General features: G+C 70.6%; 14 protein-coding genes. 2 read left to right on the top strand and 12 right to left on the bottom strand.

Annotation, left to right across the window (positions count from 1 at the left end; all coding sequences use genetic code 11):
- A complete protein-coding gene (locus CP983_RS32030; RefSeq protein WP_150503452.1) occupies positions 1-570 on the bottom strand; it encodes a dienelactone hydrolase family protein in 570 nt (189 codons plus the stop codon).
- 95 nt (positions 571-665) lie between these two features.
- On the opposite strand from CP983_RS32030, the gene CP983_RS32025 reads away from it, so the two are divergent.
- Entirely contained in the window at positions 666-1784 is a 1119-nt protein-coding gene (locus tag CP983_RS32025) for a mechanosensitive ion channel family protein (protein ID WP_150503450.1), read from the top strand.
- A 24-nt stretch (positions 1785-1808) separates the two neighbouring features.
- Here CP983_RS32025 and CP983_RS32020 read toward each other — a convergent pair whose 3' ends face one another.
- From CP983_RS32020 to CP983_RS31995, 6 genes are all read right to left on the bottom strand, one after another.
- Entirely contained in the window at positions 1809-2549 is a 741-nt protein-coding gene (locus CP983_RS32020) for an SDR family NAD(P)-dependent oxidoreductase (protein ID WP_107907055.1), read from the bottom strand.
- Between the two features lie 38 nt (positions 2550-2587).
- Positions 2588-4174, bottom strand: a complete 1587-nt coding sequence (locus CP983_RS32015; RefSeq protein ID WP_107907394.1) for a Na+/H+ antiporter — start codon at positions 4172-4174, stop codon at positions 2588-2590.
- Between the two features lie 108 nt (positions 4175-4282).
- Positions 4283-4753, bottom strand: a complete 471-nt coding sequence (locus CP983_RS32010) for a GNAT family N-acetyltransferase (RefSeq protein ID WP_150503448.1) — start codon at positions 4751-4753, stop codon at positions 4283-4285.
- Entirely contained in the window at positions 4750-5694 is a 945-nt protein-coding gene (locus tag CP983_RS32005) for an RluA family pseudouridine synthase (RefSeq protein ID WP_107907053.1), read from the bottom strand. Before CP983_RS32005 ends, CP983_RS32010 begins: the two co-directional genes overlap by 4 nt.
- Positions 5695-5782: 88 nt before the next feature.
- Positions 5783-6358, bottom strand: a complete 576-nt coding sequence (lspA, locus tag CP983_RS32000) for a signal peptidase II (RefSeq protein ID WP_107907052.1) — start codon at positions 6356-6358, stop codon at positions 5783-5785.
- Positions 6359-6429: 71 nt separating this feature from the next.
- Positions 6430-7380 carry a TraR/DksA family transcriptional regulator gene (locus CP983_RS31995; protein WP_150503446.1) on the bottom strand — a complete coding sequence of 317 codons (951 nt, stop codon included), beginning with the start codon at positions 7378-7380 and terminating at the stop codon, positions 6430-6432.
- A gap of 602 nt (positions 7381-7982) precedes the next feature.
- On the opposite strand from CP983_RS31995, the gene ileS reads away from it, so the two are divergent.
- On the top strand, positions 7983-11138 hold the full coding sequence (gene ileS / locus CP983_RS31985) for an isoleucine--tRNA ligase (RefSeq protein ID WP_150503444.1): 3156 nt from the start codon (positions 7983-7985) through the stop codon (positions 11136-11138).
- A gap of 210 nt (positions 11139-11348) precedes the next feature.
- Here ileS and CP983_RS31980 read toward each other — a convergent pair whose 3' ends face one another.
- The 5 genes from CP983_RS31980 to pgeF all read right to left on the bottom strand — a co-directional run bounded on the left by CP983_RS31980 (position 11349) and on the right by pgeF (position 15148).
- Positions 11349-12524, bottom strand: coding sequence for a DivIVA domain-containing protein (locus CP983_RS31980; protein WP_125524426.1), 1176 nt, complete (start codon positions 12522-12524; stop codon positions 11349-11351).
- A gap of 55 nt (positions 12525-12579) precedes the next feature.
- A complete protein-coding gene (locus CP983_RS31975) occupies positions 12580-12867 on the bottom strand; it encodes a YggT family protein (RefSeq protein WP_030950525.1) in 288 nt (95 codons plus the stop codon).
- Between the two features lie 59 nt (positions 12868-12926).
- A complete protein-coding gene (locus CP983_RS31970; protein WP_150503442.1) occupies positions 12927-13568 on the bottom strand; it encodes a cell division protein SepF in 642 nt (213 codons plus the stop codon).
- A 125-nt stretch (positions 13569-13693) separates the two neighbouring features.
- Positions 13694-14413, bottom strand: a complete 720-nt coding sequence (locus CP983_RS31965) for a YggS family pyridoxal phosphate-dependent enzyme (protein ID WP_150503440.1) — start codon at positions 14411-14413, stop codon at positions 13694-13696.
- Between the two features lie 6 nt (positions 14414-14419).
- Entirely contained in the window at positions 14420-15148 is a 729-nt protein-coding gene (gene pgeF, locus CP983_RS31960) for a peptidoglycan editing factor PgeF (RefSeq protein ID WP_150503438.1), read from the bottom strand.
- Positions 15149-15153 lie beyond the last annotated feature (5 nt).

Here is a 15153-nt window from a genome sequence, read left to right as displayed (position 1 = left end):
CTAGAGGGAGGCCAGGAAGCCGAGCGCCACCCGCCAGGTGGCCTCGGCGGCCTCCTCGTCGTAGTCCGGCAGGTCGGGGTCGGTGTAGATGTGGCCGGCCCCGGCGTATCTGTAGACCTCGACGTCGGCGCCCGCCCTGCCCATCTGCAGATACCAGGCGCTCAGCCAGTCGTCCGTCTCGAACGGGTCCGGCTCGGCGACATGCAGCTGCACCGGCAGCTCGTCCACCGAGGCGTTCGCCGCGATGTCCGACGTGCCGTGCAGAAGCAGCAGCCCGCGTGCCTTCTCGTCCCCGAGCCCGAGGGTCTGGGCGACGGAGGCGCCGAGCGAGAACCCGGCGTAGACCAGCCCCCGCTCCGAGTAGGGCGCGGCGGCGAGCACGGCCCGCTTCAGCAGTTCGTCCTTGCCGATCTGCTGGTTGAACTCCATGCCTTCCTCGACCGTGTCGAACGTGCGGCCCTCGAAGAGGTCCGGCGTCCACACCTCGTGTCCGGCGGCGCGCAGCCGGTCCGCGGCCTGGCGCACGGCGGGCCTGAGGCCGTACGTCGAGTGAAACAGCATGATGTTCATGAGGCCATGGTGCCAGCCGGGTACGACAGTGCCGTGACCACCGCCTCACCGACGCGGATGTTCATGACCCCCCGATGCTGGTTACGTTCGGAGGCATGGAGAACATACTCCGACCGCTGATCGTGATCGGTGGCTCGGTGCTGCTCACCCTCGTCATCGGGTGGGCCACCGACCGCCTCATGCGCAAGGCCGACGAACGGCACAACGAGACCCCGCTGTGGGGTCTGCTGCGCCAGGCCCGCGTTCCCTACCAGCTCGTGCTCTGCACGGCCCTGCTCAGAGGGTCCTACGACGAGGCCGAGCTGTTCCTGGAGAACCGGGTCGCCGTCGGCAGGGTGCTGACGCTGGTGCTGATCGGGGCTGCGGCCTGGCTGGCGATCCGGATAGCGGCGGCCGTCGTGGAGACGTCGTACAGCCGTTACGCCCGAGTGCACCGCGATCCGGCGCGGGTCCGCAGGGTGCGCACGCAGGTGACGTTGATCATGCGTGTGGTGTCCGCGGTCGTCGGCGTGGTCGCGGCGGCGTCGATGCTGCTGACGTTCCCGGCGATGCGGGCGGCCGGTGCCTCGCTGCTGGCCTCGGCCGGCATCCTCGGCATCGTCGCCGGTGTCGCGGCCCAGTCCACCCTGAGCAACATGTTCGCCGGGCTGCAGATCGCCTTCGGCGACATGGTGCGCATCGGGGACACCGTCGTGGTGGACGACGAGTGGGGCACCGTCGAGGAGATCACCCTGACCTTCCTGACGGTGCGGACCTGGGACGAGCGCCGGATCACGATGCCCGTGTCGTACTTCACGTCGAAGGCCTTCGAGAACTGGTCGCGCGGCGGCGCCCAGATGACCGGAACCGTCTTCCTGCATCTCGACCACTCGGCACCGCTGGAGGCCATGCGCGAGCGGCTCCGCGACGTGCTGCGGGACTGCCCGGCCTGGGACGGCCGGGACTACGGCCTGGTCGTCACCGACTCCACGCCCAGCACGATGGAGGTGCGGGCCCTGGTCACGGCGAAGGACGCGGACGACCTGTGGACGGTCCGGGTCACGGTGCGCGAGCAGCTGATCCGCTGGCTGTCCGAGCACCACCCGTACGCGCTGCCGCGCGTCAACGCGGCGGACGCGGCCCTGCCACCCGGCTGGCCGGTCCCGGACCGGCTCCCGGGCGCCAGGCGCACCTTCCACCACGACCATCAGCCGGCACGCCCGGAACGCCCCTGACCGCCCACCGGGTCCCGAACCGGCTCAGTGGCCGCGCTCGGCACCCCCGTTGACCTGGATGATCTGCGAGGTGATGTGCCCGGCGCCGTGGGACGCCAGCCAGTGCAGGGTCGTGGCGACGTCCCCCGGCGTACCGGCACGCCCGGTCGAGGTCTCGGCGACCAGCCGGGCGTGCCGCTCCTCGTCCATCCCGTCGCCGAAGAACTCGGTGTCCTCGACATAGCCGGGCGCGACCACGTTCACGGTGATCCCGCGCGGCCCCAGCTGCCGGGCCAGGTCGTGGGCGTACGGGTGCAGCGCGGCCTTGGACGCCGCGTACGCTCCGCTGCCGGACCCCCGGAAGGCGGCGATGGAGCTGAGGAACAGCACCCGCCCGCCGGGATCGGCGAGCCGGTCCTTCAGGGCCTCGGTGAGCAGGGCGGCGGTCAGGGTGTTGAGGCCGAAGTTGAGGGTCCAGTTGTGCAGGACGACGTCGAGGGGCTCGTCGCTGTCGACCTTCGGCTCCAGATACCCGGAGCCGCCGGCGCTGTGGATGAGGACGTCCACGGTGCCGAGCTCCGACGCCACGAACCGCTCCACCCCCCGCGCCCCGCGCGGCCTGCTCAGATCCGCGGCGTAGGTGAGGGCCCCGGGCACATCGGCCCGCTCCAGCACCTCCGCGCGGCGCCCGAGCAGGAGCACCCGGTCCCCGTCCGCCGCGAACAGCCGGGCCGCCGCGAGCCCGATCCCGGTACCGCCACCACTGATGACAACGTTGCGAGCCATGATCAGATCGTACGAAGCCGGAGCCCCTCGCGGCGAGGTCAGCGCAGACTTCGCACGTCCAAATGCCGCAGCACCCGGTCCACCACCTCCGGGTCGGCACCCGGCTCGCTGCGTGCCGCCAGCACCTCGTGGCGTGCCGCGCTCAGCATCTCGCCCTGGATCCGCCGCACCCGCTTCAACCGCCGCACCCGCTGCTGATGCGCCTCGCGGCGTTCGTCCTCGCCCATGTCGGGGCTGATGCGGACCCCGATCTCGAACGCCCGCCGCAGCATCTGCTCGGACAGTTCCTCGGGCAGTTCCTCGACGGCCTCGATCTCCTTCAGCCGTCGCTTCGCCGCCTTCGCCGCGCGCACCGCCAGCTGCTTCTCGAACTCCGCCTCCCGCTCGCTGTCCGCGCGCACGCCCAGCCGCTTCACCAGCCACGGCAGGGTGAGCCCCTGCGCCACCAGCGTCGCCATGATCACCCCGAACGCGATGAAGATGATCTCGTTGCGGTCGGGGAAGGGGTCACCCGCGTCGGTCTCCAGCGGGATGGCCAGCGCCAGGGCCACCGACGCCACGCCCCGCATACCCGACCACCACATCACGACGGTCTCGCGCCAGCTCACCGGGATCTCCTCGTCGATGTCCCGCTTGGCGTGCAGCCGCTTGGTGAGCCAGGTGGCCGGCAGCAGCCACAGCAGCCGTACCACCACGACGACCCCGACCACCGTGGCCGCCCAGCCGAGCATCTCCTGCCAGCGCCCGGACGCCGTGCGCACCGCGATGTGCAGTTCGAGCCCGATCAGTCCGAAGGCGACGCCGGTGACCAGCGTGTCGACGATGTCCCAGAAGGTGTGCCCGGCGAGCCGTGTCATCACGTCGTCGGCGTCGGTGGCGTACTCGGCGAGGAACATGGCGGTGACCAGCACGGCGAGCACACCGGAGCCGTGGAGCTCCTCGGCCAGCACGTACGAGGCGTACGGCACGAGCAGCGAGAGCCCGATCTGGAGGGTCGCGTCGCCCAGCAGGTCCATCAGCTTGTAGGCGCCCCAGCCGAGGGCGAGCCCGACGGCCAGCGCGACGACGGCGGACAGCACGAGGTCGAGTCCGGCCTCCCACGCGGTGAAGTCGCCGCTCACGGCGGCGGCGATGGCCACGTGGTACAGCACGATGGCCGTCACGTCGTTGAAGAGCCCCTCGCCCTCCAGGATGGACACCAGACGCCTCGGCAGCCCGAGTTGCCCGGCGACGGCGGTCGCGGCGACCGGGTCGGGCGGCGCGACGAGCGCGCCCAGCGCCACGGCGGCGGCGAGCGGCAGCCCCGGCACGATCGCGTGGGCGACCGCGGCCACGCAGAACGTCGTGATGAACACCAGCGCCACGGCGAGCAGGAAGATGGGCCGCAGGTTCGCCGCGAACTGCCGCCACGAGGTCCGCCGCACGGCCGCGTACAGCAGGGGCGGCAGCAGCAGCGGGAGGATCAGGTCCGGCGGGATCTCGACGTTCGGCACGAACTCCAGCAGCGCGAGCACGATCCCGAGCAGCGTCATCAGCACCGGCGCGGGCAGCCCGAACCGCTCCCCCACCGGGACACTCACCACGGCCCCGAGCAACAGCACGAACAACAGGGCCAACTGATCCACGGTCAGCGCTCCGCAGGTCTGGACGATCAAGAACCTTCAAACGTCCAGCGTGCCACGCCCACCCCTGCAACGGCCGCCTCGCCGGGCGGGGGCGGCCGGCGGCGTCGGCTAAAGAGCGCGCCGCATCGCCCGGTGCGGCATGCCTGCGTCCGGGAACTCCGGCCCGTACGCCACGTACCCCAGCCGCTCGTAGAAGCCCAGGGCGTGGGTCTGCGCGTGCAGGTCCACGGCGGCGAGGCCACGCGCACGGGCCGCGTCCTCCACCGCCCGCACCAGGGCCGCCCCGACGCCGAGCCCGCGGGCCTCCTGCGTGACGGCGAGCCGCCCCAGCGACCCCACCGTGAGGTCGCCGCCGGTCTTGGCCGCGGCCGCCTCGCCGTGCAGCAGCCGCCCGGTGCCGAGCGGCAGCCCGTCCTCCCGGACCGCCAGCACGTGCACGGCCTCGGCGTCGTGGGCGTCGTACTCGATGTCCTGCGGGACGCCCTGTTCGACGACGAAGACCTCCTTGCGCACCGCGAAGCACGCCTCGCGGTCGGTGGGGTCGTCGGCGACGCGCACGGCGTACGTCACCGGGCTCATCCCCACGTCTCCTCGCGGACCTGGTCCAGCGCGTTCTGGAGGTCGGCCGGGTACTCGCTCTCGAACTCCACCCACTGCCCGTCCCCGGGGTGCTCGAAGCCGAGCCGCACCGCGTGCAGCCACTGGCGGGTCAGCCGCAGCCGCTTGGCGAGCGTGGGGTCGGCGCCGTACGTCAGGTCGCCGACGCAGGGGTGCCGGTGGGCGGCCATGTGGACGCGGATCTGGTGGGTGCGCCCGGTCTCCAGCTTCACGTCGAGCAGGGAGGCCGCGCGGAACGCCTCGATGAGGTCGTAGTGCGTGATCGACGGCTTGCCGTCGGCCGTGACGGCCCACTTGTAGTCGTGGTTGGGGTGGCGGCCGATCGGGGCGTCGATGGTGCCGCTGGTCGGGTCGGGGTGGCCCTGGACGAGCGTGTGGTACCGCTTGTCGACCGTGCGCTCCTTGAACTGGCGCTTGAGCGAGGTGTACGCCCGCTCCGACTTGGCGACCGCCATGAGGCCGGAGGTGCCCACGTCGAGGCGGTGCACGATGCCCTGGCGCTCGGCGGCGCCGGACGTCGAGATCCGGTAGCCGGCGGCGGCCAGCCCGCCGATGACGGTCGGCCCGCTCCAGCCCGGCGACGGATGCGCGGCGACGCCGACGGGCTTGACGATCACGACCACGTCCTCGTCGTCGTGCACGATCTCCATGCCCTCGACCGGCTCGGCGACGATCTGCACGGGCGCGGGAGCCTGCGGCATCTCGACCTCCAGCCAGGCCCCGCCGTGCACCCGCTCCGACTTCCCGACCACCGACCCGTCGACCATGACCTTCCCCGCCGCGGCGAGCTCGGCCGCCTTCGTACGGGAGAAGCCGAACATGCGGGAGATGGCGGCGTCGACGCGCTCGCCCTCCAGGCCGTCGGGCACGGGCAGGGTTCGGATCTCGGGAATCGTGCTCACCCGACGAGTATGCCGGACCGGGCCGACAGCCCCGTACGGAGCCTGTGGACAACTCCCGCGGGCCCCTGGTGGCGGCCCCTTGCGGGAATCAGTCCTTGTGCACGGTGCCGTCGGGGTCCAGCCCCCGGAACGACAGCAGCACGATCAGGATGCCGCCGCACACGATCGCCGAGTCCGCGAGGTTGAAAACGGCGAAGTGCTTGGGCGCGATGAAGTCCACGACCGCGCCTTCGAAGACGCCCGGCGAGCGGAAGATCCGGTCGGTGAGGTTGCCGAGGGCACCGCCGAGCAGCAGGCCGAGCGCGATCGCCCAGGGCAGGCTGTACAGCTTGCGGGCGAGCCGGGCGATCACCACGATCACGGCCGCCGCGATCACCGTGAAGATCACGGTGAAGGCCTCGCCGAAGCCGAAGGCCGCGCCCGCGTTGCGGATCGCCTCGAACTTCAGCCAGTCCCCGATGATCTCGATCGGCGGATGGTGCTCCAGCTTGGCGACCACGATCATCTTGCTGATCAGGTCGAGGGCGTACGCGAACGCGGCCACGCCGAACAGCACGGCGATCCGGCGCCTGCCCCGGGGCCGCTCCTCGCCGGACTGCTCCGGCTCGGCCGCCGCCGGCTCTGGAGTATCCGGCGTACCGATGATGCGCTCCGCCTCTGCCACGTGAGTCCCTCGACCTAGGTACCTGACTGAGGACGAGAGTACGACACGTCCCGCGGGGCCCGGGCCACCGGTCAGTACCGCCTTTCCTGCTTCTGCTTGCACTCGACACACAGGGTCGCGCGCGGGAAGGCCTGCATGCGGGCCTTGCCGATCGGGTTCCCGCAGTTCTCGCACAGGCCGTAGGTGCCCGCGTCGAGCTTTTCCAGGGCGCGCTCGGTCTGGGTGAGCATCTCGCGGGCGTTCGCGGCGAGCGCCAGTTCGTGCTCGCGCGTGATGTTCTTGGCGCCGGTGTCGGCCTGGTCGTCGCCCGCGCCGTCCCCGGAGTCCCGCATCAGGCCGACGAGGGACTGCTCGGACGACTCGATCTCGTTGCGCAGCCGCATCACCTCGGCCATCAGCTCGGCTCGTGCCTCCTCGACCTCCTCCAAGGTCCAGGGGTCCTCACCGGGGCGCACCGCGAGCTCGCCGGGCTCCACCGCCGCGGCGATGCGTGCCTTGGGAACGGCGGTCTTGGCCGCCGTGGCCGTGCCAGGGGTCTTCTTCGCAACCACCGTCGTGGCTCCTGTCTGCTCCGCGGCCTGCGCCGCGCCCACCTTCTTGGCCCTGCTCTCGGCGACCGCACGCTTCCCGGCCGCGCTCTTCCTGGCGGTGCTCTTCTTGGCCGCGCTCTTCCTGGCGGCGCTCTTCCCGGCCGCGGCCTCCTTGGCCTCGCCCTTCTCCGCCGACTTCCCGGCGGCGGGCTTCGCCGCGGCCGCCTCCTTCTTGCCGACGGCCTTCTTGCCCGCCGTCTTCTTCCCGGCCGCCCTGGGAGCGGCGGCCGCCTTCTTCGCCGCGCCCTTGCCGGACGTCTCTCCGGCCTCCTGACCAGTCCCTTTGCGGCCCTTCTCCTTCTCCTGCGCCGCGCCCCCCTGCGTGGCCTTCTTCCCGTGACCGTCCTTGGCCGCCCCGCCGGCGGAACCGGCACGCGCATGTGTGGATCTGCTCGACGCCGACTGCTGTACGGCGGTCTTCTTCGCCACCATGCCGCGGCCCCTTCACATATTGTGATCTTGCTCGCGAATCGTGCTGGGACGATAAATCGACTTGAGTCCCGCGGCAACGGGGCACACCGCCCGATTCGCCCGCCTCGCGCATGCCGCGCGGGAGACATGCATGCGTTGTGCCCAGCTCCCCGCGGGGTATGCCGACGAGCCGGACGTCCCAGAATCCGAACAGGCGTACCGCACCATTCGGGTCATCGCGCCCCGAGGCCGATGCCCGCCCCGGCGCCCCGGAAATCCGGTCGGCCGCTGTCCGCGCGGCGCCGTACACTGGGCGGAGCGAAAAGCGTGGATGGGGACGAGTAGCGGCGTACGCAGCCCAGAGCGACCCGGGGACGGTGGAAGCCCGGGGGCGAGCGCGACGTGAAGATCACCCCGGAGCCGCCGGAAGAAAGCCGCAGCCGACAGGCAGTGGCCGGTAGACCCGGTATCGCGACCCCAATGAGGGGGCTCGCCGACGCACACCTCGCGTCGGAGGGCCAAGGAGGGTGGTACCGCGGGAGCGCGCCGAAACCGGCGTAAGGAAGATTCGGCTCTCGTCCCTCCGGACGGAAGGCAGCAAGTCCGCCGGAGGAAGCTCGCTGATGACAACGCCGACGTACCGCCAGGTGCCCGCCCAGGTCGACCTGCCCGCGCTCGAGCACGCGGTGCTCGACTTCTGGCGCGAGCAGAAGATCTTCGCCAAGAGCCTGGAGCAGTCCGAGGGCCGCCCCGAGTGGGTGTTCTACGAGGGCCCGCCCACCGCCAACGGCATGCCCGGCGCCCACCACATCGAGGCCCGCGTCTTCAAGGACGTCTTCCCCCGCTTCCGCACCATGCGCGGCTACCACGTGGCCCGCAAGGCCGGCTGGGACTGCCACGGCCTGCCGGTGGAGCTGGCGGTCGAGAAGGAGCTCGGCTTCAGCGGCAAGAAGGACATCGAGGCGTACGGCATCGCCGAGTTCAACGCCAAGTGCCGCGAGTCCGTGCTGCGCCACACCGACGCCTTCTCCGACCTGACGACCCGCATGGGCTACTGGGTCGACCTCGACGACGCCTACGTCACGATGGAACCCGAGTACATCGAGTCCGTCTGGTGGTCGCTCAAGGAGATCTTCAACAAGGGCCTGCTGGTCCAGGACCACCGCGTCGCCCCGTGGTGCCCGCGCTGCGGCACCGGCCTCTCCGACCACGAGCTGGCGCAGGGCTACGAGACGGTCGTCGACCCGTCCGTGTACGTCCGTTTCCCGCTCACCTCCGGTCCGCTCGCCGGCGAGGCCGCGCTCCTGGTGTGGACGACCACGCCCTGGACGCTCGTCTCCAACACGGCCGTGGCCGCGCACCCCGAGGTCACGTACGTCGTCGCGACGAACGGCCCCGAAGGCACCGAGAAGCTCGTCGTCGCCGAGCCGCTTCTCGCCAAGGCCCTCGGGGAGGGCTGGGAGACCACCGGCCAGACCTTCACCGGCGCCGAGATGGAGCGCTGGACGTATCAACGTCCGTTCGAGCTGGTCGAGTTCCCGGAGGCCGAGGGCGGCACCCACTACGTGGTCAACGCCGAGTACGTCACCACCGAGGACGGCACGGGTCTGGTCCACCAGTCCCCCGCCTTCGGTGAGGACGACCTCAAGGTCTGCCGCGCCTACGGCCTGCCGGTGGTGAACCCGGTCCGCCCCGACGGCACCTTCGAGGAGGACGTCCCCCTGGTCGGCGGCGTCTTCTTCAAGAAGGCCGACGAGAAGCTCACCGAGGACCTCCAGCAGCGCGGCCTGCTCTTCCGGCACATCCCGTACGAGCACAGCTACCCGCACTGCTGGCGCTGCCACACCGCGCTGCTCTACTACGCGCAGCCGTCCTGGTACATCCGCACCACCGCCATCAAGGACCGCCTCCTCCAGGAGAACGAGGACACCAACTGGTTCCCGGAGACGGTCAAGCACGGCCGGTACGGCGACTGGCTGAACAACAACATCGACTGGGCGCTCTCCCGCAACCGCTACTGGGGCACCCCGCTGCCGATCTGGCGCTGCGAGGACGACCACCTCACCGTGGTCGGCTCCCGCGCGGAGCTCACCGAGCTGACCGGCACCGACCAGTCGGCCCTCGACCCGCACCGCCCGTACATCGACGACGTCACCTTCGACTGCCCGAGTTGCGCGAAGACGGCCACGCGCGTGCCGGAGGTCATCGACGCCTGGTACGACTCGGGCTCGATGCCGTTCGCGCAGTGGGGCTACCCGTACAAGAACAAGGAGCTGTTCGAGGCCCGCTACCCGGCGCAGTTCATCTGCGAGGCCATCGACCAGACCCGCGGCTGGTTCTACACGCTGATGGCGATCGGCACGCTGGTCTTCGACAAGTCGTCGTACGAGAACGTCGTCTGCCTCGGCCACATCCTCGCCGAGGACGGCCGCAAGATGTCCAAGCACCTGGGCAACATCCTCCAGCCGATCCCGCTGATGGACCAGCACGGCGCCGACGCGGTGCGCTGGTTCATGGCGGCCGGCGGCTCCCCGTGGGCGGCCCGCCGCGTGGGCCACGGCACGATCCAGGAGGTCGTCCGCAAGACGCTCCTGACGTACTGGAACACGGTCGCCTTCCAGGCCCTGTACGCCCGTACGTCGAACTGGGCGCCCTCCGCGGCCGACCCGGCCCCGGCCGACCGCCCGGTCCTGGACCGCTGGCTGCTGTCCGAACTGCACGCGCTGGTCGACCAGATGACCCAGTCCCTGGACGCCTACGACACCCAGCGCGCCGGCAAGCTGCTCTCGGCGTTCGTCGACGACCTGTCCAACTGGTACGTCCGCCGCTCGCGTCGCCGCTTCTGGCAGGGCGACAAGGCGGCGCTGCGCACCCTGCACGAGGTCGTCGAGACGGTCACCAAGCTGATGGCCCCGCTGACCCCGTTCATCACCGAGCGGGTCTGGCAGGACCTGGTCGTCCCGGTCACCCCGGGCGCCCCGGAGTCGGTGCACCTGGCGGCCTGGCCGGAGGCGGACCTGTCGGCGATCGACCCGGAGCTGTCGAAGCAGATGGTCCTGGTGCGCCGGCTGGTCGAGCTGGGCCGTGCCACGCGCGCGGAGTCGGGCGTCAAGACCCGCCAGCCGCTGTCCCGGGCCCTGGTGGCCGTCGCGGGCTTCGACGCCCTCGACCGTGAGCTGCACACGCAAATCACGGAGGAGCTGAATGTGAGCTCGCTCGCCTCGCTCTCCGAGGTCGGCGGCAGCCTGGTCGACACCACCGCCAAGGCGAACTTCCGCGCCCTGGGCAAGCGGTTCGGCAAGCGCGTCCAGGATGTGGCGAAGGCCATCGCGAACGCGGACGCGGCGGCGCTGTCCCTGGCCCTGCGCGAGGGCACCGCGTCGGTCGAGGTCGACGGTGAGACGGTCGCCCTCGCCCCGGACGAGGTGATCATCACGGAGACCCCGCGCGAGGGCTGGTCGGTGGCGTCCGACTCGGGTGCCACGGTCGCCCTGGACCTGGAGATCACGGAGGAGCTGCGCCGTGCGGGCCTGGCCCGTGACGCGATCCGCCTGATCCAGGAGGCCCGCAAGAACAGCGGCCTGGACGTTGCCGACCGCATCGCCCTGCGCTGGACGGCGACGGACCCGGCGACGATCGCGGCGCTCGCCGAGCACGCCGAGCTGATCGCCGACGAGGTCCTGGCGACGGACTTCGCCCAGGGTGAGGCGGACGACACATACGGCGCCGCCTTCACGGACGAGGGTCTGACCCTGACGTTCCGCCTGCGCAAGCAGTAGCGGGACCCGCCCGCACGACCGAAGGCCCGGGACCACCAAAGAATCTTGGTGGTCCCGGGCCTTCGGCGTTGCGTACGTCGGACACCCACACCGGGCTGCGAACAAACACCGCAAACTCCGTGAACACGCGTAGCAAAAGGGCGGGGCCCCGGATCGAAATCCGGGGCCCCGCCCTGAACGCTGCCGACGCCTACGGCGTACTACCAACCGTCAGTTGTCATCCTCGTCGATGAGGAACCCGCGCATCGGCGACGGGGCCTGACCCATGGGGCCGGGGCCCTGCGGCCGGACCGGAGCCATCGGCTGGGTCATCGCCGGGGACATCTGCTGCTGACCGCCATAGGACGGAGCAGCCGGGGACGGGGCGCCGCCCATGCCCTGGTTGCCGCCGTACGACGGGGCACTCGCACCGGCCGGAGCCATGGAAGGCGCCGGGGACGGCGGGAGCGACGCGGCGGCCGGAGTGCGCGGCGGGGCGAGCGAGTCGTCCGCCTGCGTCTCCAGCTGGCGCAGCTGGGACTCGAGGTAGGACTTCAGTCGCGTGCGGTACTCGCGCTCGAAGCCGCGCAGGTCCTCGACCTTGCGCTCCAGCGTGGCGCGGGCGGACTCCAGGGAGCCCATCGCGACGCGGTGCTTCTCCTGCGCGTCCCGCTCCAGGGCGTCGGCCTTGGCACGGGCGTCACGCTCGAGGCCCTCGGCACGCGAACGCGCCTCGCCGACGATCTTGTTGGCCTCGGAGCGGGCCTCGGCGATCGCCTGGTCGGCGGTCTGCTGCGCGAGCGACAGAACGCGTGCGGCGCTGTCGCCGCCGGGGCCGCCCTGACCGGGACCGCCCATCGGGCCACCCATGGGTCCGCCCATCGGGCCGCCCATCTGCTGCATGGGGGGCTGGCCCATCGGCCCCGGACCCTGGCCCATCGGACCGGGACCCTGAGGGCCACCCTGACCGCCGGGACCGGCGGGCAGCTGCGGGGCACCGCTCGGCAGCTGGGGCGGACCACCCATGGGGCCACCCATCTGCTGCTGCGGCGGGCCCGATATGCCGGCGGGGACAGGAGCCCCCGGACCGCGCATGCCCTGCTGCGGCATTCCGCCCTGGGGCATACCGCCCTGAGGCATTCCGCCCTGCTGGGGCATACCGCCCTGCTGCTGGTCCTGCGGACCGCCGGGCCCCTCCGGAGGCTTGCGCATGTTCTGCTGGTTCTGGGCAGCAGCACGCGTGGCCGCGGCCAGCTTGGCGCGCAGGTCCTCGTTCTCGCGGAGCAGGCGCGTCAGTTCGGCTTCGACCTCATCGAGGAAGGCATCGACCTCGTCCTCGTCATAGCCTTCTCGGAGGCGGACGGTCGTGAACTGCTTGTTCCGCACGTCCTCGGGGGTCAACGGCATCTCTTCACCTCAACGTAGTCGTCGGCAGTCGGCAAGACCGTATCTGTCACATCGTTCACATCGCGCTCCGTACAACGGTGATCAGGATGTAGACGATGATCATCAGTACGAAGAAGGACAGGTCGAGCGCCACGCCCCCGAGACGCAGCGGCGGGATGAACCGCCGCAGAAGCTTCAGCGGTGGATCAGTGACAGTGTAGGTGGCCTCCAGAACGACCACCATCGCCTTGCCGGGTTGCCATGAGCGGGCGAACTGGAAGACGTAGTCCATGACCAACCGGAAGATGAGCACGATGAGGAACACCATCAGCGCGATGTAGAGAACCTGCAAGACCACGCTCATGACTGGTGTTTCCCTCTCCCCTGTTTCCCAGTTCCGTGCTGTTCTTCCGGTGGTGCGTCTCAGCTCTGGTTGAAGAACCCGCCCTCTGCGATGCGGGCCTTGTCCTCCGCCGTGACATCGACGTTAGCAGGCGACAACAGGAACACCTTCTGCGTCACCCGCTCGATGCTGCCGTGAAGACCAAACACCAAACCTGCCGCAAAGTCGACAAGTCGCTTCGCGTCTGTGTCGTCCATCTCAGTCAGATTCATGATCACCGGGGTGCCCTCACGGAAGTGTTCCCCGATGGTACGGGCCTCGTTGTAGGTCCGGGGGTGAAGTGTGGTGATCCGGTACGGCTCTCGTTCCGACACGACCTTGGGCATGATCACCGGTGCGTTCTTCTCCAGGCTTGCGCGTTCTTGTGTGATGGACGCCACGGGCGCGATGCGCGCCGGGCGGCCGGATTCCGCGGGTAGCGAAGTCGCACGGGCCACGGGTTCGCGAGGCGCGGGCGGCTGAATGATTCGCACCTCTTCGTCCCTTTGGGACTGATGTGCGCTGTGGGACTGGTGAGACGGCTCATGCCGTCGGTGGTCCCGCTCGGGCTCCGGGTCCAGTTCGGGCTCGAAGTCGTCATCGGGGTCGAACCCCCGGCCGTCGTACCCATCGTCCTCCACGAGGCCGAGGTAGACCGCCATCTTGCGCATCGCGCCGGCCATGCTCTGAGTCCTCCGCTCTGTGGTGGATCGGCGACTGCCAAGTGCCCGCCATCCACGAGGTCGTTACGCCCGCCTTTCGGCGACATTGACCATATTTTCTGCTGTGGTCCGACTTCTTGGCGACGTTACCCGAGCCTGGGGCGGACTCCGAGTACCGCAGTGCCGACGCGCACATGTGTCGCACCCGCCGCCACCGCCTCCTCGAGATCCGCACTCATCCCTGCCGACACCATGTTCGCAGCCGGATGGGCTCGCCGCAGGTCGGTCGACAAATCCATCAACCGCTCGAAGGCCGCCTGTTGGCGCCCCGCATACTCCCCGGTGAGCGGCGCGACGGTCATCAGCCCGGCCATCCGCAACCCCGGAGCCTTGGCGACGAGCCCGGCCAACTCCTCGATGCCGCCCGGTGCCACACCGCCCCGCTCACCGCGGGCGCTCTCGCCGGCGTCCAGCGCCACCTGGATCAGGCAGCCCACCTCGCGTTCCTGCCGCACGGCCTCCTTGGAGAGCGCCGTCACCAGCCGGGAGCGGTCCACCGACTGCACGAGGTCCGCGTAACCGACCACGGACCGCACCTTGTTGGTCTGCAACTGCCCGACGAAGTGCCAGGCGAGGGGCAGGTCCGAGCATTCGGCGGCCTTGGGCGCCGCGTCCTGGTCGCGGTTCTCGGCGACGTGGCGCACACCGAGTTCCGACAGGATCCGCACATCGCTCGCGGGGTAGGTCTTGGTGACCACGATGAGGGTCACCTCCTCGCGGGCACGCCCGGCGGCCGCACAGGCGGCGGCGATTCGTTCCTCCACCTGCGCCAGATTTGCGGCGAGTTCGTCCTTACGGTCCTTCATGTCCATTCAGTCCAGCCAGACATATCCCGCGAGCCGCCCCGTGGTGCGGTCTCGGCGATACGAGAAGTGGTCACCCGACTCCAGCGTGCACACCGGGGACTGCGCCCGGTCGTGCACCCCGAGCCGCGCGAGCTGGGCGTGCACTCCGGCGGCCACGTCCACCGCCGGCGTGCCCCAGCTCGTCTCGGCGTACGCCGTCGGTTCCTCGGCGGCCACCTCGGCGCGCATCGCGTCCGGCACCTCGTAGCACCGGCCGCAGACGGCCGGGCCGGTGCGGGCGACGATCCGGGCGGGGTCGGCGCCCAGTTCCGTCATCGCGCGCAGCGCCGCCGGGACGACCCCGGCGATCATGCCGGGCCGTCCCGCGTGGGCCGCGGCAACGATCCCGGCGACCGGGTCGGCCAGCAGGACCGGCACGCAGTCGGCGGTGAGGACGGCGAGGGCGAGACACCGCCGCGCGGTGACGATCGCGTCGACCTCGGGAACCGGACGATCACGCCACGGTCCGTCGACCACGGTGACGTCCGACCCGTGCACCTGGTTCATCCAGACGACGTCGCCCGGGTCGAGCCCGAGCGACTTGGCGGCGATGTCGCGGTTGGCCGTCACGGTCCCTGGGTCGTCGCCGACCGCTCCGCCGAGGTTGAGCTCCTCATACGGAGCGGCGCTCACCCCGCCCCACCTGTCGGTGAAAGCGAAGTGCGCGCCGCTCACGGTGTCGCGCTGTCCTATCACGTCAG

It is taken from the genome of Streptomyces chartreusis, from assembly GCF_008704715.1.
GTDB lineage: Bacteria > Actinomycetota > Actinomycetes > Streptomycetales > Streptomycetaceae > Streptomyces > Streptomyces chartreusis.
Note: the sequence above shows the minus strand (reverse complement) of the source record. Positions and strands in the feature narration are given on the sequence as shown.